The sequence below is a fragment of the Legionella sp. km535 genome (assembly GCF_003990085.1).
GTDB lineage: Bacteria > Pseudomonadota > Gammaproteobacteria > Legionellales > Legionellaceae > Legionella > Legionella moravica.
The window spans coordinates 46,692-64,026 of record NZ_RZGU01000023.1; the positions used below are offsets into that span (position 1 = coordinate 46,692).

Below are 17,335 nucleotides of genomic sequence, written 5' to 3' on the forward strand. Positions count from 1 at the left end.
TAGTCTCCTTGCTTAATAGCTTATCAAAGAACCAATTTCTTTGATCATAATCAAAACGCCAACAGTTAAAGTAAATAAACCAAACACTGTCCTGAGTTTTTTATCGTTTAGTTTACTTCCAATTAAGATGCCCAACATCATGCCTACAAGTGTAAGTAAGATAAACCCTGTCAATAATGGCCAGTTAAATGCAGTTCCTGCTATCCTATCCCCCTGAAAACCAGCTATAGAGTTAATGGCAATGATGGTTAGCGATGTTCCTATTGCATCCTTCATGCCCAAACCAAAAAAAGCAATAAGCGAGGGAATAATAAGAAAACCACCCCCAGCCCCCACCAGTCCGGACAATAACCCGATGCAGATACTGCAGAGCATTAATTTAAAATAATCAATACACTTTAAAACAGGAGGTTCAGATATGGATGAAACGGATATTGGTTTTAGCATGAATCCCCCTGCTATCAGCATTAAAACAGCAAAAATGATCATGATAAAACTATTTTTGGGTATGTTTACAATCAACTCAGGCAGAGATGGCACAATATAGAAACGAGTAAAAAAAACAGTCAACAATGCAGGAATTGAAAAAATGACAGCCATTGCTAAATAGACTTGCTTTTTTTTCCAGTATGTAATGGAACCTAACAAAGCAGTGCTACCCACAATTAATAATGAATAGGCGGTCGCAACTACAGGCATAACCCCAAGGAAATAAACTAAAATAGGAACTGTAAGAATTGCTCCTCCAGCACCAATCATTCCGAGAGTCAAACCCATAAATAGCGCTAAAATATATCCCAAGATAAGCATCTGATTCTTCCTTCTTGCTGATTTTAAAACACAACGTAATTCATTTGATTGTTCTGCTAAATAGCGAAAATCTACCATCGAAGCCTCGAAAGTCCACGGGCCTGAGACACAGATGAAAGCAAAAAACTGGACATCCAAAGATCTTATTGTGAGCACGGACAACCGCACCACGCCAGAATTATCAAGCACTATTCAGCAGAGCCTGATTTTCTTAATCATCCCCTCTATAATACAACTCCGCTCAGTGAATAAATCAAGATAAATTTTAATAGAAAAATATTTAGTAATTTTTTTCCAGTCAATACTGTTTTTTTTATTTTTTTGTTGTTAAGATGTTCCTCCCAATATCCAAACAACTGCTAATTTTCCTGTGGATATTTTTTTCCAGTTTCCTTGTCATATTTCCCAATTGATAACTCTCATCTAATGGTATCCCCAAGCCCTGTATGAGTTTTCCTACTATTAATTTTTTATTTGTATTGAATTACTTATCCACACTTTCTGTGGATATCTCTGTGAATAGCCTCTTAGTCTTCTCATAAATGAAGGATAAAAGTTGAATGGTGAGGACTTACACAAAGTGCTGCTCTAAGCTTTAGTCAGGAATTTATTTACTAACATCCTTATAGTCAATAAGAATGTATCTACATCACTCAATCTCTTATGCTCTCCTTCATTTTTAATTGCACTCTTTCTTTATCTTATTGATTTTTAAAAACTAATCATAGAAAATCGCTCCACTGATAACGTTGTTGTTGACTTTATATATAATATGCTCCATTAATCAGCCAGGAACTATGAACCAATGCATGCTAACCAATTGGAGGCATGACTTGACCTCGGGTTCCAATGCATTACGCTGATTTGGCGGTCAATACGTACAATTTGAGCATTAGGAATGGCGAATTGAACCTATGCACTGTCAACATACCCTGATAAACCAGAATAGTGTTGAATGTAATATAAGGACATGTTTTATGAAGTTACTGCTCTCTGAAGAAAAAATCCGCCCTGTTTGCACCTTTGCATCATCTTCCATTCTTGCAACTCTACTGACCATTAACGTCTCTGCCCCAGCACATGCAACGTCAACATCTTCTTCTAATGAGCAACAAAAACGGATTCAAGCACTGGAACATAGGATTCGTTTACTGGAAAAATTGATTATTGCACAACAAAAAATATCGACCAATTCATCCCATAGATCAAAAAAAAATAAAGCTACTCACACTATTAAGCCCACTCCTTCGATCACATCGGACAAACTGCATGTCAAACAGCCTGTAGTAAAGAAACCCGAAGCACATCCAGTATCCTCAGTTTCTCTTAAGAAACCATTCACTACAAAAGATAAAAAAATTTATCTAAAAGGATTGACGATCACACCTGGCGGATTTTTGGCTGGCGAAGGTTTTACTCGCTCACTCTATCAACAATCTGATGTGGGATCCTCGTACGGCGGAATTCCACTTGGCAATAACCCCTTGCATTATATGAGAGAAACCAGATTCTCTGCACGTACATCACGTTTATCCAGCCTGTTTGAGGGAGTAATCAATCCCGAAACCTTGGTAGCCGGATATGTCGAAGTCGATTTTTTTGGTAACGGTTCAGCAAACTCCACTGAAAGTAATTCCTTCGATATGAGATTAAGGCATGCTTATTTTACTACCGACTGGAATAATTGGGGAGTTCATGCACTGGCGGGTCAAACCTTTTCGCTTGCAACAACTAATCTAAAAGGAATTACTCCTCGCAATGAGTTTCTTCCATTAACCATTGAATCTCAATTTGTCGTTGGTTTTGTTTGGAAACGCCAGCCCCAATTGCGTCTGGTAAAGAATCTGGGCGATCTGTTTACCGCAGCGATCTCAATAGAAAACGCTCAAACGACCTTTGGTGGCACACCCTGCGGAACCAATTTAGGCAATGGAGTTATAAACCAAATTTGTTCTAGTCCTGGAATTCAAACTCTTCCTAATATTGTGTTTTTTTCTTTGAACAACATTCCTGATGTGATTGGAAAGCTGGCTTATGAAGACACTATTAATAACCATAGAGTGCACATTGAAGGTTTCGGTTTGCACCGCAATTTCTATAATCGCGTTCGAACCGCGCCTAATTATAATGAAAATCATGATACAAGTGCTTATGGTTTTGGCGGAGGCGGAATGCTCGAAGTTATTCCGAAATATCTTGATTTTCATGGGAATTTCCTGGTTGGCCGCGGCGTAGGAAGTTATTCCTCCGGTTTTCTTCCTGATGCAACGCTAAATTCTAATGGTACATTAACAGCAATACCTGAAGTTATATTCATGGCCGGTGCAACATTGCATGCCACTTCAAAACTCGACATCTATGTCTATGGTGGCAAAGAACAAGAAGATCGCACTTATTTCAGAGTGAATGACAATTACTTTGGGTATGGAGTTCCTAACGCCAACAATACTGGATGCAACATCGAATACGGTATTTGTGACGGGAACAATCAAGCCTTATGGCAAGTGACGACCGGTTTGTGGAATAAATTGTATCAAGGAGATTACGGTGATGTACGTGCCGGCCTTCAATATTCCTATACTGTGCGAAAAATCTTTTCAGGCAATGGAGGGCAGGCGAATCTGATTAATCCCCAATACATTGGGTATCAAACCCATGATCAAATGGTTTTTGCCAGCCTGCGCTATTATCCCTTTACTTTCACCGGCAACTACTAATCAACCAAAAGCATCAGGCGTCTTTCGAACTACTCAATCTCTTGAGCCACCCCTCATCTTTTTATACATATCTTGCGTTATCTTATTGATTTTTAACAATGAATCATAGAGAATCGCTTCCCTGATAACGCTACTGGTGACTCCGTTTATACGCTCTGTTTATTAGCCATGAACTATGAACCATTGCATGCTAACCAATACAAGGCATGGCGTGCCCCAGAGAGCCCCTCTTATTTAAGAGAATAGCTCAAGCATTAACATCGGGTTCCAATGTATTAGGCTGATTTCGCGGTCAATCCGTACATTTCGAACATTAGGAGTGACGAATTGAACCCATGCATCGTCAACATACCCTGATAAATCAGAATAGTGTTGAAATCGAATATAAGGACATGTTTTATGAAGTTACTACTCTCTGAAGAAAAACGCCGCCCCGTTTCTACCCTTGCATCATCCTCTATTCTTGCAACGCTTCTGACCATCAGCGTCTCCGTGCCCGCTCATACGGCGTCTACGTCTAATGAACAACAAAAACAGATTGAAGCATTGGAAAACAGGGTTCGTTTATTGGAACAATTGCTTATCGCGCAGCACAAAGCAACTACCAAGATATCTCATGGATCAAAAAATAATGGCAGTACTCAACTCCATAAGACCAAGCAAGTGATTACATCGGACAAACCGCATGTCAAACAGCCCGTAATGCAAAAACCTGTAGCACATCCAGTATCCTCTACTTCTACTAAGGGATCTTACATTGCCAAAGATAAAAAGATTTATCTAAAAGGACTGACGATCACTCCTGGTGGATTTTTTGCTCTCGAAGGTTTTACTCGCTCACTCTATCAACAGTCCGATGTGGGATCCTTCTTCAGTGGTATTCCACTTGGCAATAACCCCTTGCATTATATGAGAGAAACCAGACTCTCTGCGCGCCAATCACGTTTATCCAGCCTGTTTGAGGGAGTAATCAATCCCGAAACCTTGGTATCCGGATATCTCGAGGTCGATTTTTTAGGTAACGGTTCAGCAAACTCTACAGAAAGTAACTCCTTCGATCTGAGATTAAGGCATGCTTATTTTAATACCGACTGGAATAATTGGGAAGTTCACGTACTGGCCGGTCAAACCTGGTCGCTTGCAACAACGAATCTAAAAGGAATAACTCCTCGCAATGAGTTAGTACCACTAACCATTGATGCTCAATATGTTGTTGGTTTTGTTTGGAAACGCCAACCCCAATTGCGTCTGGTAAAGAATCTGGGCGATCTGTTCACCGCAGCGATCTCAATAGAAAACGCTCAAACGACCTTTGGAGGCACACCCTGCGGAACCAATTTAGGCAATGGAATTATAAACCAGATTTGTTCTAGCCCCGGAATTCAAACTCTTCCCAATGTTGCGATTTTTTCTTTGAACAACATTCCTGATGTGATTGGAAAGCTGGCTTATGAAGACACTATTAATAACCATAGAGTGCACATTGAAGGTTTCGGTTTGCACCGCAATTTCTATAATCGCGTTCGAACCGCGCCTAATTATAATGAAAATCATGATACAAGTGCTTATGGTTTTGGCGGTAGCGGCGTTATTGAAGTACTTCCAAAATTACTTGATCTTCAAGGAAATTTCCTGGCTGGCCGCGGTATAGGAAGTTACTCCTCCGGTTTTCTTCCTGATGCGACGCTAAATTCTAATGGCACATTAACAGCAATACCTGAAGTTATATTCATGGCTGGTGCAACATTGCATGCCACGCCAAAACTTGACCTCTATGTCTATGGTGGCAAGGAACAAGAAGAGCGCAAGTTTTTCAGGGTTAACGACAATTACTTTGGTTATGGAGTCCCTAATGCCAACAATACTGGATGCAACATTGAATACGGTATTTGTGAAGGAAACAATCAGGCAATATGGCAAGTGACAACCGGTTTATGGAATAAAGTGTATCAAGGAGATTTTGGTGATTTACGTGCTGGCCTTCAGTATTCCTACACCGTGCGAAAACTCTTTTCAGGCAATGGCGGACAGACTAATGTGACTAACCCCCAATACATTGGTTATCAAACTAATGATCAAATGGTTTTTGCCAGCCTGCGTTATTATCCTTTTACGACTCAGGAGGTATCACCAGCCGATATTAAATAGTGCGCTGATTGTCAGCTCATAACTTATAACTGACTCTTGGTCACAAAATTGGGAGTCTTAGAGAAAAGTCAGATTTGCGTGCATGTTTTCGCTCAAAGTGCGCCAAATATGGCATTTCAATGAGTTGTGAACAAGAAACTGTAGCTTTTATAAAGGGGCTAAACTGCGCCCCTAAAAGATGCAATATCACTCAAAAAATGCCCCCTTCCAAGGGTGCGTTTTCTGCACAAAAAGAAACGAAACGAACCATGCTATCATTGTTTGGATCGTCATGATAAAATTGCGCGCACATAATGCCAATGGAAATCAATATGTGCCCTCCTTTAGACGACGCGTCAAACCCGCTCTATAATCAAGCCGTTTCCGAACAAATCAACCGATTAATCAATTGGCCGCAGAACTTTCATTCTGCTCGTGCCCTATTTTCTCTTCCAGAACCCTATTCGCAACAAGAGCTTAAAAACTACATCATAAAACGACAAAATGAAGAGTCGTACCTCACGCAATTAAACGTGTGTGGGTATACCTTGTGGAACGGGGGGGTATAAGCGAGAAGATAAAATCGAGAGTGCCAAAGCCTTGTTGTTCCTCATGGAGTACACCCACTTTGTTGATTGTGGACAAGACCTGCTTGGCGCCTTATTTGATATGTATAAAAAAACCTGCCAATGGTATGAAGACGAACAAAAAAATCGTGAAAATCATCATGCGTGGTATACACCACCAAAGAAAATTTATGCTGACCAACGCGGATTTTATGAGATTGAATCCAATAATAAATACAAACCCAACTGGAACTGAGGTAGAACACAATGTATTCCAATCACGAATTTATCAGTCAAACGAAAAATGATACTCGCGAAGCGCGAAAGTTGTTAGCGCAAGCAAAACACAATCCCGAATCGGCACCATCCTTGTACTGCATCCTGTTCGGAGAAGAGGCTCCAGATACCTTGAAACAATCGTCGGGTCTACTAGCTCGTATTTTATGTGGCGACCTGTATCATCTGGATTCAGTGTTGTCTCAGTGCGATCCAAAAGAACTATTGGACTCTTTTAATTACGAGTGTGTATTATGGAATGAATACCTGCAAGTAGTAGCTGAAAGTAAAGCGCAATCGTCTTCGCAAGTTGGTGCGTCCGAAGAACAAACACAAACGCCTCCACAAGAAGTAGCATCTGAAGGAGAAACAACAAAACCTTCACAAACAAACACATCTCAGCTCCACAAAATAAATCTGGGGTTCCTGGAATCTGAGATTAAAAAGCATTATAAAACGGTAAATAATTCAATCAAAAAAGGGAGTATGCCATCCTTTAGTACAAAAAACTGGTTTGGTTATGCCCTTCTCGGCAGGATTGCCTTTGAGTTGCGCAGTGCTTACATGGCTGAAGGAGCGTTCCTTTACGGTTTGTGGTTAACCACTCTGCCTTATCATGCTGACGCTACACTGGATGTCACTCTGGAACCACGACACAAAAGTAAAGCATTTGATAAAATTTTAGGAAAGAGCGCTACGCCAGCATTTCTCTTTCACAGTTTTTATTACAGTGATGCAGGAAAACTCACGATAGAAGCATTGGAACCAATTCATCGTCGCAGTGGTTTTTACTGGATGCGGATCGCCGAAAATCTGGAGCTTGCCTCTTATCCTCCCTTAAAATTTATTGAGCAAGCCCTTGGCACAAACAAAGGCGGCAAGGAGCTAATCCCCTTGGAATTTTATCACCGACACTTTCTGAACAATGCGAGTTCGAATGAAAGCGATGTAAAGGGTTTATTCCCACCTCCAGGTTTTTGGGTAGATAGTCTAGGATTTCTGTTGTCAACTGAGCTGCCTGCAGAATTTCCCAGAAGCCTTAAATCCTATCAACTTTCAGTCTATTTCAAATTACTGCTGAGTGATCCTCATCTCTCAGTCAGGACGCGAAAAGAATGCCTCATCAAAATTGAGCCGTTTTATGATCCTCGTTTTGAGTGGGTCAAAAGCAGCAGTTTGCTGCCATTGACTCGTTGGACATCTGAAATAGCCCGTTTTCAAAAAAAACCTTTTGCTCTTGAATTACATCAAATGTTTTACCCGTTAATCACACAAAGTGCCAGTGGTGGATTGGTACGCATGAAAGAGCACATTTTACGCTATCTGCATGAGGGTAAAATCGGCAATCTAAAAGTACATCAGGATGATTCTCCTGCTTATGTTGCCAGTCTAATGCTCCGTAGCCTGGAGTTTATGGCAAGGGATGCGTTAGAAGAAGAACAACCCTTAATTAAAGCAAAGCTCACTCCGTTAAGCAATCGTATTGACTTCCTTATAAATACTGAGATACAGCTAGAAAAAAAATATAATATGACTTTCAAACAAGCTTTTGGCCTCCATGTTGAGCGTTTCATTATTACTGCAATAAAACACAATTTAAAAAAACTGAATTGGCTTGACGAGTTCCGAAAACCTTGGCAACCAATCATGTTAACCAGTAGCCATAATTCAAAGTCAAGCAGTTTATTGTTCGGCATGGCTTTTGACTCAAATGTATTGGAATTAATCAATTACGTGTCCCCTGGTGCAATGGACGGAGTTATGGCTGTAAAAGCTACTGCCGAAAGAGTTGCATCAAGTTCTATAGATGAGTCTATAAAGCCAGTACTTGAACAAGTTCCAATCGATGAGGAGACAGGTAAATCAATTCCGGATTCAGTGAAATTGATTGATGCTGATGTGGAGTGGCTCAATCAAAACAGTAACTGGTCAAAACATTTCCCCTATGCTGCAGACTTGCTTAAATTTTACAAGCAGTGCACAACCGGGGATTCAAACAAGGGCTATAAATTGCCAAGCAATGTCAATGGTATGGCCTATTTGTATGAAATGCTCAATTCCTTCAGGCCGGCTGACAGTTTGAAAGTAGTGGAGAGATTAACTTGGGCCATAGCCAACCATTACATTCACTGGACCAAACAACTTTCTCCAAAAAGTCAGTACTTGTTTGCAGATGCTGTGACGTATGCATTGCTAGGCGGTTTAATCGTTAGACATAAGATGACACGTTCATCGATTGTTGAAATAGGAAGTCCTGAACTTTTTGAAGAATTGCATCGATGCATTGCAGTCCATGGAAAAAGCATCCTGGCGCTTGCTCCCCCGCTTTTAACGATAGATGGAAGCATAATTACAGCAACTGACATAGTGAATTCATCAAGTTCAACTTATATGCAAAGTCCCCAATATCCTGCTCTTGATCATTATGGCATGTTTAAATCAGCGCCAATAACCAGAGAGATAAAACCGAGCGCTCATCAACTTAAACCTTGATGTTAAATTTGGGGGATATTCTCTTTCATTACAGTTAAAGAGAATATCCCCTTATCCTATCAAAACATCGATACTCGTTGAGTAGTTCATATTTTGCTCACAACATGAGTCAAATTTTTGGAGAATTTCGTTTAAAATGGTGTTAATCTTAAGGTGATTTATTATTCTTTGTTCATTAGTTAAAACAACCATGCTGAAAAATCGATAACCTATAGTTATTGGACCTTCTTTTTTACTCAAATCGTATTCAATGATTTTAAGTACCAGGACAACGGCCTTAAGCAAATTCATGTGTTCATTTAATTGAGTAATACTTGCTATATAGAGAGTAATGGACTCAAACAAATTATTTTGGATACCATCCAAGTCCATTATTGACATCAATGATGAGATACTCATTGAAGTTGGGACTCTGTTTATAGCCTCCCCTAAAGCAATTAATGCATTCCGTTCTTTCTTTGATATAATTTTGTGTCCCGACAGACTGTCCTTTTCCAGAATTTCTTGAATCCATTCTTGTCCAATTTGAATTGCCAGTGGCGTTTGTCCCGTCTTATTACCCTTCTCATCAATGACATGGTGATTATTAATCGCCATTAAAGAATTAACTTGTAATAAATAATCAATCACATTGGCTTTGGTTAAACTCACAAACGCTCCTTGTTTATCAGTTAATCACTCGTTTATCCCTTTCATTTCAAATTGACGGAAAGGAAATTAGTTCAAAAGCCGATTTCGTTTGGTAAAGATTAATTCAAAAAAACCAAGCTTTAAACCTAACTATCCTAAAGCGAAATGATTAGAAAGTGCAATGGATAAATAAATGGTTCACTTAATTGCACTAACCAGAATATAAATCAAATGTATGTTTTTATATCCTGGCGAGATTTGAGTATCAGGGGCGACATATACGGATACATTATTAGAGGGTGAGGAACAATTCCCAATACACCCTAATAAGATGCAGAAAAAATCGTTGGTTCAGCTATCATCTCTTCATTTTTTTCCAATTGATTCAGAGCGTCATGGATAGTCACAGGATTTAGATCTTTAATATTTTTGTTATGAATTATTTGAATGTTGTCTTTATCATGATAACTCAGTTCATAATTATCTAAAATTTCCGGATCGTCACCATGAAGAATTAAAAGTACAGATCGCGAAAAATAACAACCTAAACAAGGCCTCACCATTTCAGGAGGTTGTCTAAATCGCTTATCCGCTAAATTCAATACGAAAATCTGTAATGAAAGTATGGAATGAGGTGTGAATGAAGTCAGGTATTTGAATTTTTGTTCTGGAGAGTTATTCTCAAAAGAGTACTGTTCCGATTCGGCAAGTAATTGCAGAATGAAGTTTTTTTCATCTGAATCAAATCCATAAACAGGAACTCGTCTTTTTGTCATTGATTTTACCTTTGCTGCAAGAACTTGATGAATAATAGAACATATTTTGTTTTTTGTAAATATTTTAAACACTGGTATCATTTTTTTAATTTTTTTTCCTTTGTACATGACAATAAACCTGTCATGCACGTGCAGACGGGCAACTATTGTTCAAAATAAACCGATGCCAAAGAGAATGTGAGGATTTTTTTCCACGCTTAAAATCTCTTTCAACTTGCTGATACACAACATATCCCCTCCCTTTGGCGTTCAAGATGATATAATTTGGGCGCATGTCAATGAGTTATCTCAACTGACTGCAGTGCCTAATGCCAGATAGTTGCCCGCCTGCGCGGGCAAGACAGTTTTTTTTGTTAGGTACAGAGTCTATTTCCAAGGGTCTGTTGACAACTCCGATGTCGAGGCTCAGCGAACAACTTGCGACCTGTCTTGTTTTTGTTATGTACAGAGCCTATTTCCAAGGGGCTGTTGACAACTCCGATGTCGAGGTTCAGCGAACAACTCGCGACCTGTCTTGTTTTTGTTATGTATAGAGCCTATTTCCAAGGGTCTGTTGACAACTCCGATGTCGAGGTTCAGCGAACAACTCGCGACCTGTCTTGTTTTTGTTATGTACAGAGCCTATTTCCAAGGTTCTGTTGACAACTCCGATGTCGAGGTTCAGAGAACAACTCGCGACCTGTCTTGCCCGCGCAGGCGGGCAACCATTGTTCAAAATAAACCGATGCCAAAGAGAAAGTGGCGTTTTTTTCTCCACACTTAATATCTCTTGCAACTTGCTGATGCACAACACACCACCTCCCTTTGGCGTTCAAGATGATATAATTTGGGCGCATGTCAATGAGTTATCTCAACTGACTCCAGTGCCTAATGGCTGATAGTTGCCCGCCTGCGCGGGCAAGACAATTTTTTTGCTATGTACAGAGTCTATTTCCAAGGGTCTGTTGACAACTCCGATGTCGAGGTTCAGCGAACAACTCGCGAAAAGTAAGACTGAAAAGAATGAAATGTTAACTGCCCCTGATTAAATTAAGACTATAATTAAAGGGATGCTTTATTATACTTGAACTCACTATGCCCAATTTACTTGATACCGCCTTGCAAGATTTTCCAAGAAATGAAATTTGGCGTCTGCAAACAGATGGTTGGCAAGCATGTCGTGGACCTGACAATTTTCGTCCGTCCTACTATCAAGGCATGGAGGCAGGTTTTAATTTTTTACGACGTTTTGATGACGTGCACATAACACCAGAATTTATTGAACACATTTATTTTAGCGCGTATCAATATGAATCGGCATTCAAAAATGAGAGAATTTGTAGACAAGGATACTGTGAATCAGTGAATGAATTTGCAATCGTTCTCCCATTACCAGGTCTGGAAGCTATTGCCGGGGTTTCTCTGGCAGGTATTGATGAGCTGGTCACGATGATACAATCATCTTACGAGTCCCAAGGTTCAAGAGAATTTCCACAAAATGAAATAGGAATCATGAAACCTGGAATGTCTTACTCGAGAGTAATCAGTTTTAATGACTTTGCAACTCCAAATGAATTTAAAAATATGTTAATCAAGCAACTTGAATTAGCGTCCGCTACTTTGAGGTTATATACTGGTCCAGTAAACATTTCAGACGATGAAATGACACGAGTAGACCTAATTTCTAATGCAGCTACACGAGAAGAAATTTTAACTTTTGTCCAAAATGATATTGACCAGTACTATGCTGAGCTTCAACGTGCTCAAGCAATAACAGATCCTGAGCATCGAAAGGCTTCGGAAATCATGGCGATTAATCGATTCATTCGAAAGCTGCATCAATCTCATTATTTTCCTGATGGAAATGGCAGAACGTTTATCTTTTTACTGGCAAATCTCTTGCATTTACAAAATGGCCATGGCCTCAAGATTACCGAGTTTCCTGCTCATTATGCTGGATTTTCAAGTTATGAACTATTAATCGAAACACGAACAGATCTGGATAATTTTAATGCCTTTAAAATAACCAAGGCAAAAGAATATTTTGGCAATTTAAGCCCTGAAACCATTATAGGAGATAAAGAAGGCACGAAGAGGGAATTAACCGATCGCTTAAATCCAAATCCTTTAATTGCCTTGGCTCAGATTGATGAATTATTTATTCAAGTTTTAGAAAAAAAAATACAGGTACCGGTGGGTCATGTGCCGTCTAAAAGTCTCACAAAAAAAACAATTAAATCGTTAACTGGACCAAGCACTTCAACGATTGCTCATGATCATGCCAAAATTTTGCTAAAAGAATTATACCTCGAAACATTGGTGCGCGTCGTTCAGAATGATGCACACAACGATATCACGCAAAGACTGGGTTATGGGGCAAATACACAAACACCCGTCGAAATTCTTCGCAGTATTCTGTTCAGACACGATCTGGCCAAGGCATGCGGCCCAGACAAAATAGAACCGATAATAACTCAACTTTCAAATGATGCACTTTTAGCTTCCACCTGCTCTTCCGCTGCTTCTTCAGAGCCGCCATCCTTTAAAAGTTAAATTTCCTGGTATATTTAACCATGTTACACCCATTCTGACTGAACAGGGGCAAATGAGCCTCCAATGTACTTTGACACGTGCAGTTTGAGTTTCACGGTTAATGTCAAACTCAAACCAGATGCTTGACTATCTAAGAGTAAGTGCAGGTTTTTCAGGATTAGTATTAGATGGCACTTCCAACTGTGCATTATTCGCACACTCTAAGGCTATATAACCACCAACCACCGAAGCCAGAGTACCAACAAACACTAAAATATTTATTGCCAAGGCATAAGCTTCTGCTCCAACTTCACAGCTATCCATCCAACCACCCCATAGATGAGCATTGCCACCATAATAGTTGTAGCACTCGCCCCTGAATTTTTTAGGTTCACCAATTAACCCAGCCACGTTGGGAAGCCAACTAAATCCAAATAAAGTACTCATAATCTTCGAACTCCTTAATAGATTAATCCTTATCATCACTTGCTTTCAGATCCATACAATCAGCCAAGTATTTTCCTATGAAAAACAATCACTTAACGTTCTGATAAAAATCACTCTGTCATAAATTGGTGCTGATTGAATCGTCAGGATATACCGAAATAATTTTCAGAGCAACATGATTAAATGAGTGCCTTAGTAAAATAGTCAAACTTGTCCCCTGAAGAGCCCAAAGACCTGAATCACTACCGAAAATATGATTCACTACGATGCATTACCAATTCATTAACGAATTATAAACATCTCGGGACATGTTCCTGAAAGAAAATTTAAGAGGATCGTCAGTTAAATAAATTCTCTTACACATTCCGATGAGTATCTAGCTTAAATTGAGTTGTGAGGATAAACGATATACTCTAATCTACAGTATTCATTCAATGCATGGATTCATATCAACAGATGAAGAACAGGATTTGGCAGCCCATTATTGTCGTTTGGGTACTTATAACCTATGCATTGCTTTTTTATCTGATATTTAATGATCAATTCAAGCTGGATTTCACGACATTTTATTCATCCATACACGCATTAATGGATGGTGAGAACCCTTATGCATCTTTAGTAGCTGATTATTTGCCCATTCCCAGGAAACTGACCAGTAATTTATGCCCGCCAGTTTTTCTTTTGTTAACCTACCCTTTAGGTCTTCTAAGCTATCACGCTGCCCTGCTGTGTTGGATTCATTTTTCTTTTATTACTGGATTAATTGGTGCAGGCATCGCATTTTCCCTCGCCTTTTCAAAAGACAGCCTGCGTCAATATGGCTTAGGCCTGATTCTTCTTTATATGATGCTGTTTTCTACCATCATGAATCTGGCTATTGGCCAAGTCGGATCGATTTTGTTTTTTTTCATTATGTTGGGATACCATTATTACCTGCGGGGCCGTGATTGTTTGGCTGGTTTTTTATGGGCCATTATCATATCAATTAAATTGTTCCCGGGATTATTGTTTCTTTACGTACTGACAGAGCATCGTTATAAACTATTGTTGATGATGCTGTCCGTGTGCGTTTGTTGCTGGGCTATTCCCTTTCTCCTCTGGGGACCTCAAATATACCAAAATTACTATAATTTAATGAGCCATGTAACCTGGTATGCAGACAGTTGGAATGCCAGTATCTATGGTTTTTTATTTCGACTTTTTACTTTCAGCTATGATGTCCCTCATGAGATGCACCACCAAATCAGCTTAATTTACATGTTCGTATTTACCTGTACTCTTGGAATTTATTATTACTTCTTGCGCCCCCCAACTGATGAATTCATCAATCACAAAGTGAACCATTATCGATTCAGTCTTACTCTGGTGTTTATGTTATTACTTAGCCCCTTCGGCTGGATTTATTATTTCTCACTCTTGACCCTGCCCTTGGCCCTTTGCTGGTCAAGAGAGGCGCAAAAAACAGGTGTCTCAACACGTTCCTCAGGATATTGGCTGGTCTGTATCTTTTTGCTCAATTTTCCCTTTGATTACTTCAAAATTGGCTATATGCCTCATTTCTTAACTCGGACGTCCATTTATTCTTTTCACTTTTATGGCCTGTTATTGCTTGCTTATTTGATTGTTAGAGAAAAAAAATTGCCTGGACAAAATCAATTGCTTGCAGCCCCCCATCTAAGCTCATTAATAATCATACTTTTACTTGGATCGGCTATTCCTTTGGCCAGTTTTATTGTAACGTTTATCCACTACTAAGCTAGTCTTTGGAATAATATGCCCTGTGAAGCAACAAATTTTCCTGTGACGATTTGCATATTCCAGGGATACTACTATACTTAATTTGGCCGCATATTGACCAAATGGAACAAATAAATACCAAGGAGATCTACATGAAGATCAAATCAACAGTAGTTGGATTAATAATTGCTGGCGCCATGGTTATTGCAGCAGGGCCATTACAAGCAGAATGTATTAACCCAGAACCGGGATGGCATATGGTTTCGAAACATTGCCACTTCAAAAATGCCGAAAACTGGCAAGAATATGCCAGCGGAATATACCTTCAACCAGTACCTGGATCTATTCTAAAATAGATTCCAGATAATTTTGTATATTCACTACCCAATGGGATCTCTATATCTGATCCCATTGAATTTTGGTACAAGACCTATTTTATAAGCATCCTTCCCCTAAGAAATTCAAGTATCTCGATAAGCTCACCATCAATTTTTTGGTCGAGGTCATTCTCGCTCAAATCAAACGACGGTAACCCTTGAGGCAATGCTTGAATTAGAGGCGGAAATTTTGAGCAGGATTGCTATGCTAACACTGGCAATGACATTCCTTTAAAGAATAAATAAATTGTATTCATATCCCCTGAAGAAATCAGTTGATATTATTAATAAGTTGAAACTCCTTAATCAGCAGAAAATCCCCAGGAAAAGTGAGAAACCTGAGAGGTATCTGCCAATTAAGGCATTTAATTACAACGAACCTACGTATTTAAATCCTGCATAAGGTCCCATCAGTCCAAAGTCTGAATTGGGCCTGGTGTTGAATGTTAGAGTAGACAAACTAAGATCGTTTTCATGAAGTGGACTAAAGTAATTAGTAATCATATATCCCGCATCAAATATTAAATTACCTTGAGCCATTCCATAAGTATAAGTAGCACCCATTTTAGCTTCAAGCTCTGGAACCAACGCGGTATAAGAGGATCGAACGGGTCGGCTAAAAGTATTAAAAGGTGCATTATCAGAGTACTTGGTGTCCCCTACTAATAAAGCTGTAGCTGCATTTGCATACAGTGCAAAGCCATTTAGGAAGTCATAAGACATATCGGCCCCAATGCGCGGACCTATTCCACTATACTTGTACAGATTTGTTATGCTGATATCACCATTCGATTCAGTGTCAGGAGGCAGAAGACCAGCTACTATCTGCCGATTTATTAAAGTAACATCAATCTTTGCATATTGAAGTCCGCCATGGAAGCGAATGTTTTTATTGGCACCAAAATCCACGTGCTGTCCAAACTCAACATTGACCTGATCAAAATCTGAGCCACGATATCTGTATTCACTGATAGAGGCTTGCGTTTGCCCTGCTACTGAGCCAGGAGCTAGATGACTCAAAAATCCAGGACCTAATACCCCCTTTGGATGACATGGATACAGAACAACCTGGGGAACCCACTCCCAAGGAACTGCCAATAGAAAACGAAGTTCGTAGTGCTTCTGAGACCCAGGTTAAAGAAATCGAAGAGGAATTAAACCTGGTTGAAAGTAATGAAGAAGCCGCTGCAATTGGAGTAATTGATTCACTCATTAGAATATCTAAAGAGAATCTTAATCATTTAAATCAATCTAAAGACAGAAGTGAATTATTGCATATAAAAAAATTCGCAGTGCACAATCTAATCCTCTGCCTGGAAAATAAAGATCAGTTGCCTAATGGACGATTGGAAGCATTCAAAAACACATTATTGGAAACAAAGGAATCAATTCAAAAGCATCGAGATCCTTCATGGCAACGATTTATAAGAGATTGTTTGGAATTTCTTTCTTCACTTGTTATCGGCTTAGGGTTCTTTCAAACGGCAACCAATCCATCGCCACAATTCTTTAAACCCAGTCATGGAGAGCGGTTTATAGAGGATGTATCAGAGGTAATGAATAATAACCTTCTCAATAACTAAACAACCCTTCTTAACAGTTCTTGGCTTTTCCCTAATATAGGGGATAGCCAAGCAACAGAGTATTATAATAATTTTCATCGTGGAAATTGCTTGGCAATCAACCATCCGGCCAAGTGGATATTCATTTCTACGTTTTCCCCCACGGCTGTCCCATTAAAAATGTAACGTCTTTCCGAGCGTAGCGAGGAATCTCCTGCAAATTGGCACAATCTGAATTAATGCATTAATTATCATTACCTTTTAAACTCTTTTTTTTACAAAGAATTTAATGTTGTCATCAGAAGA

14 protein-coding genes are annotated in these 17,335 nt (G+C 39.4%); 9 read left to right on the plus strand and 5 right to left on the minus strand.

What is annotated here, in order from left to right:
- Positions 1–12: 12 nt before the first annotated feature.
- Positions 13–888 (minus strand): sulfite exporter TauE/SafE family protein, encoded by an 876-nt coding sequence (locus ELY21_RS12865; RefSeq protein ID WP_127110068.1) that lies wholly within the window; start codon positions 886–888, stop codon positions 13–15.
- Positions 889–1,787: 899 nt separating this feature from the next.
- Between ELY21_RS12865 and ELY21_RS12870 the strand changes: the two genes are divergently transcribed.
- From ELY21_RS12870 to ELY21_RS12890, 5 genes are all read left to right on the plus strand, one after another.
- On the plus strand, positions 1,788–3,527 hold the full coding sequence (locus ELY21_RS12870; protein WP_127110070.1) for a hypothetical protein: 1,740 nt from the start codon (positions 1,788–1,790) through the stop codon (positions 3,525–3,527).
- A 399-nt stretch (positions 3,528–3,926) separates the two neighbouring features.
- Entirely contained in the window at positions 3,927–5,675 is a 1,749-nt protein-coding gene (locus tag ELY21_RS12875) for a hypothetical protein (protein WP_127110072.1), read from the plus strand.
- Between the two features lie 311 nt (positions 5,676–5,986).
- Positions 5,987–6,223 (plus strand): hypothetical protein, encoded by a 237-nt coding sequence (locus ELY21_RS12880; RefSeq protein WP_127110074.1) that lies wholly within the window; start codon positions 5,987–5,989, stop codon positions 6,221–6,223.
- Between the two features lie 43 nt (positions 6,224–6,266).
- A complete protein-coding gene (locus ELY21_RS12885) occupies positions 6,267–6,476 on the plus strand; it encodes a hypothetical protein (protein ID WP_158618563.1) in 210 nt (69 codons plus the stop codon).
- Between the two features lie 11 nt (positions 6,477–6,487).
- A complete protein-coding gene (locus tag ELY21_RS12890; protein WP_127110078.1) occupies positions 6,488–8,989 on the plus strand; it encodes a hypothetical protein in 2,502 nt (833 codons plus the stop codon).
- Positions 8,990–9,040: 51 nt separating this feature from the next.
- Here the strand turns inward: ELY21_RS12890 and ELY21_RS12895 are convergent, their stop codons facing one another.
- Together ELY21_RS12895 and ELY21_RS12900 are read right to left on the minus strand one after the other, a co-directional pair.
- Positions 9,041–9,640, minus strand: a complete 600-nt coding sequence (locus tag ELY21_RS12895) for a hypothetical protein (protein ID WP_127110081.1) — start codon at positions 9,638–9,640, stop codon at positions 9,041–9,043.
- Between the two features lie 302 nt (positions 9,641–9,942).
- Positions 9,943–10,395, minus strand: a complete 453-nt coding sequence (locus tag ELY21_RS12900; protein ID WP_127110083.1) for a hypothetical protein — start codon at positions 10,393–10,395, stop codon at positions 9,943–9,945.
- A 1,074-nt stretch (positions 10,396–11,469) separates the two neighbouring features.
- On the opposite strand from ELY21_RS12900, the gene ELY21_RS12905 reads away from it, so the two are divergent.
- Positions 11,470–12,927 carry a Fic family protein gene (locus ELY21_RS12905; RefSeq protein WP_127110085.1) on the plus strand — a complete coding sequence of 486 codons (1,458 nt, stop codon included), beginning with the start codon at positions 11,470–11,472 and terminating at the stop codon, positions 12,925–12,927.
- Positions 12,928–13,053: 126 nt separating this feature from the next.
- Here ELY21_RS12905 and ELY21_RS12910 read toward each other — a convergent pair whose 3' ends face one another.
- Positions 13,054–13,353, minus strand: a complete 300-nt coding sequence (locus tag ELY21_RS12910; RefSeq protein ID WP_127110087.1) for a hypothetical protein — start codon at positions 13,351–13,353, stop codon at positions 13,054–13,056.
- Between the two features lie 456 nt (positions 13,354–13,809).
- Here ELY21_RS12910 and ELY21_RS12915 point away from each other — a divergent pair, with 456 nt between their 5' ends.
- Both ELY21_RS12915 and ELY21_RS12920 read left to right on the plus strand, forming a co-directional pair.
- Positions 13,810–15,108 (plus strand): glycosyltransferase family 87 protein, encoded by a 1,299-nt coding sequence (locus ELY21_RS12915; RefSeq protein ID WP_158618564.1) that lies wholly within the window; start codon positions 13,810–13,812, stop codon positions 15,106–15,108.
- A gap of 134 nt (positions 15,109–15,242) precedes the next feature.
- Positions 15,243–15,446 carry a hypothetical protein gene (locus tag ELY21_RS12920; protein WP_127110091.1) on the plus strand — a complete coding sequence of 68 codons (204 nt, stop codon included), beginning with the start codon at positions 15,243–15,245 and terminating at the stop codon, positions 15,444–15,446.
- A gap of 390 nt (positions 15,447–15,836) precedes the next feature.
- Here ELY21_RS12920 and ELY21_RS12925 read toward each other — a convergent pair whose 3' ends face one another.
- The gene (locus tag ELY21_RS12925; RefSeq protein ID WP_158618565.1) at positions 15,837–16,487 is read right to left on the minus strand and encodes an Lpg1974 family pore-forming outer membrane protein; all 651 of its coding nucleotides are present in this window, start codon (positions 16,485–16,487) and stop codon (positions 15,837–15,839) included.
- Positions 16,488–16,519: 32 nt separating this feature from the next.
- On the opposite strand from ELY21_RS12925, the gene ELY21_RS12930 reads away from it, so the two are divergent.
- On the plus strand, positions 16,520–17,050 hold the full coding sequence (locus ELY21_RS12930) for a hypothetical protein (protein WP_127110095.1): 531 nt from the start codon (positions 16,520–16,522) through the stop codon (positions 17,048–17,050).
- Positions 17,051–17,335: the final 285 nt, after the last annotated feature.

Excerpts from the sequence above, each read along its gene's own strand:
- ELY21_RS12920 (WP_127110091.1), top strand. The coding sequence starts at position 15,243 with ATGAAGATCAAATCAACAGTAGTTGGATTAATAATTGCTGGCGCCATG.
- ELY21_RS12885 (WP_158618563.1), top strand. The coding sequence starts at position 6,267 with ATGGAGTACACCCACTTTGTTGATTGTGGACAAGACCTGCTTGGCGCC.
- ELY21_RS12905 (WP_127110085.1), top strand. The coding sequence starts at position 11,470 with ATGCCCAATTTACTTGATACCGCCTTGCAAGATTTTCCAAGAAATGAA.
- ELY21_RS12865 (WP_127110068.1), bottom strand. The coding sequence starts at position 888 with ATGGTAGATTTTCGCTATTTAGCAGAACAATCAAATGAATTACGTTGT.
- ELY21_RS12890 (WP_127110078.1), top strand. The coding sequence starts at position 6,488 with ATGTATTCCAATCACGAATTTATCAGTCAAACGAAAAATGATACTCGC.
- ELY21_RS12875 (WP_127110072.1), top strand. The coding sequence starts at position 3,927 with ATGAAGTTACTACTCTCTGAAGAAAAACGCCGCCCCGTTTCTACCCTT.
- ELY21_RS12880 (WP_127110074.1), top strand. The coding sequence starts at position 5,987 with ATGTGCCCTCCTTTAGACGACGCGTCAAACCCGCTCTATAATCAAGCC.
- ELY21_RS12900 (WP_127110083.1), bottom strand. The coding sequence starts at position 10,395 with ATGACAAAAAGACGAGTTCCTGTTTATGGATTTGATTCAGATGAAAAA.
- ELY21_RS12930 (WP_127110095.1), top strand. The coding sequence starts at position 16,520 with ATGGATACAGAACAACCTGGGGAACCCACTCCCAAGGAACTGCCAATA.
- ELY21_RS12915 (WP_158618564.1), top strand. The coding sequence starts at position 13,810 with ATGAAGAACAGGATTTGGCAGCCCATTATTGTCGTTTGGGTACTTATA.
- ELY21_RS12910 (WP_127110087.1), bottom strand. The coding sequence starts at position 13,353 with ATGAGTACTTTATTTGGATTTAGTTGGCTTCCCAACGTGGCTGGGTTA.
- ELY21_RS12870 (WP_127110070.1), top strand. The coding sequence starts at position 1,788 with ATGAAGTTACTGCTCTCTGAAGAAAAAATCCGCCCTGTTTGCACCTTT.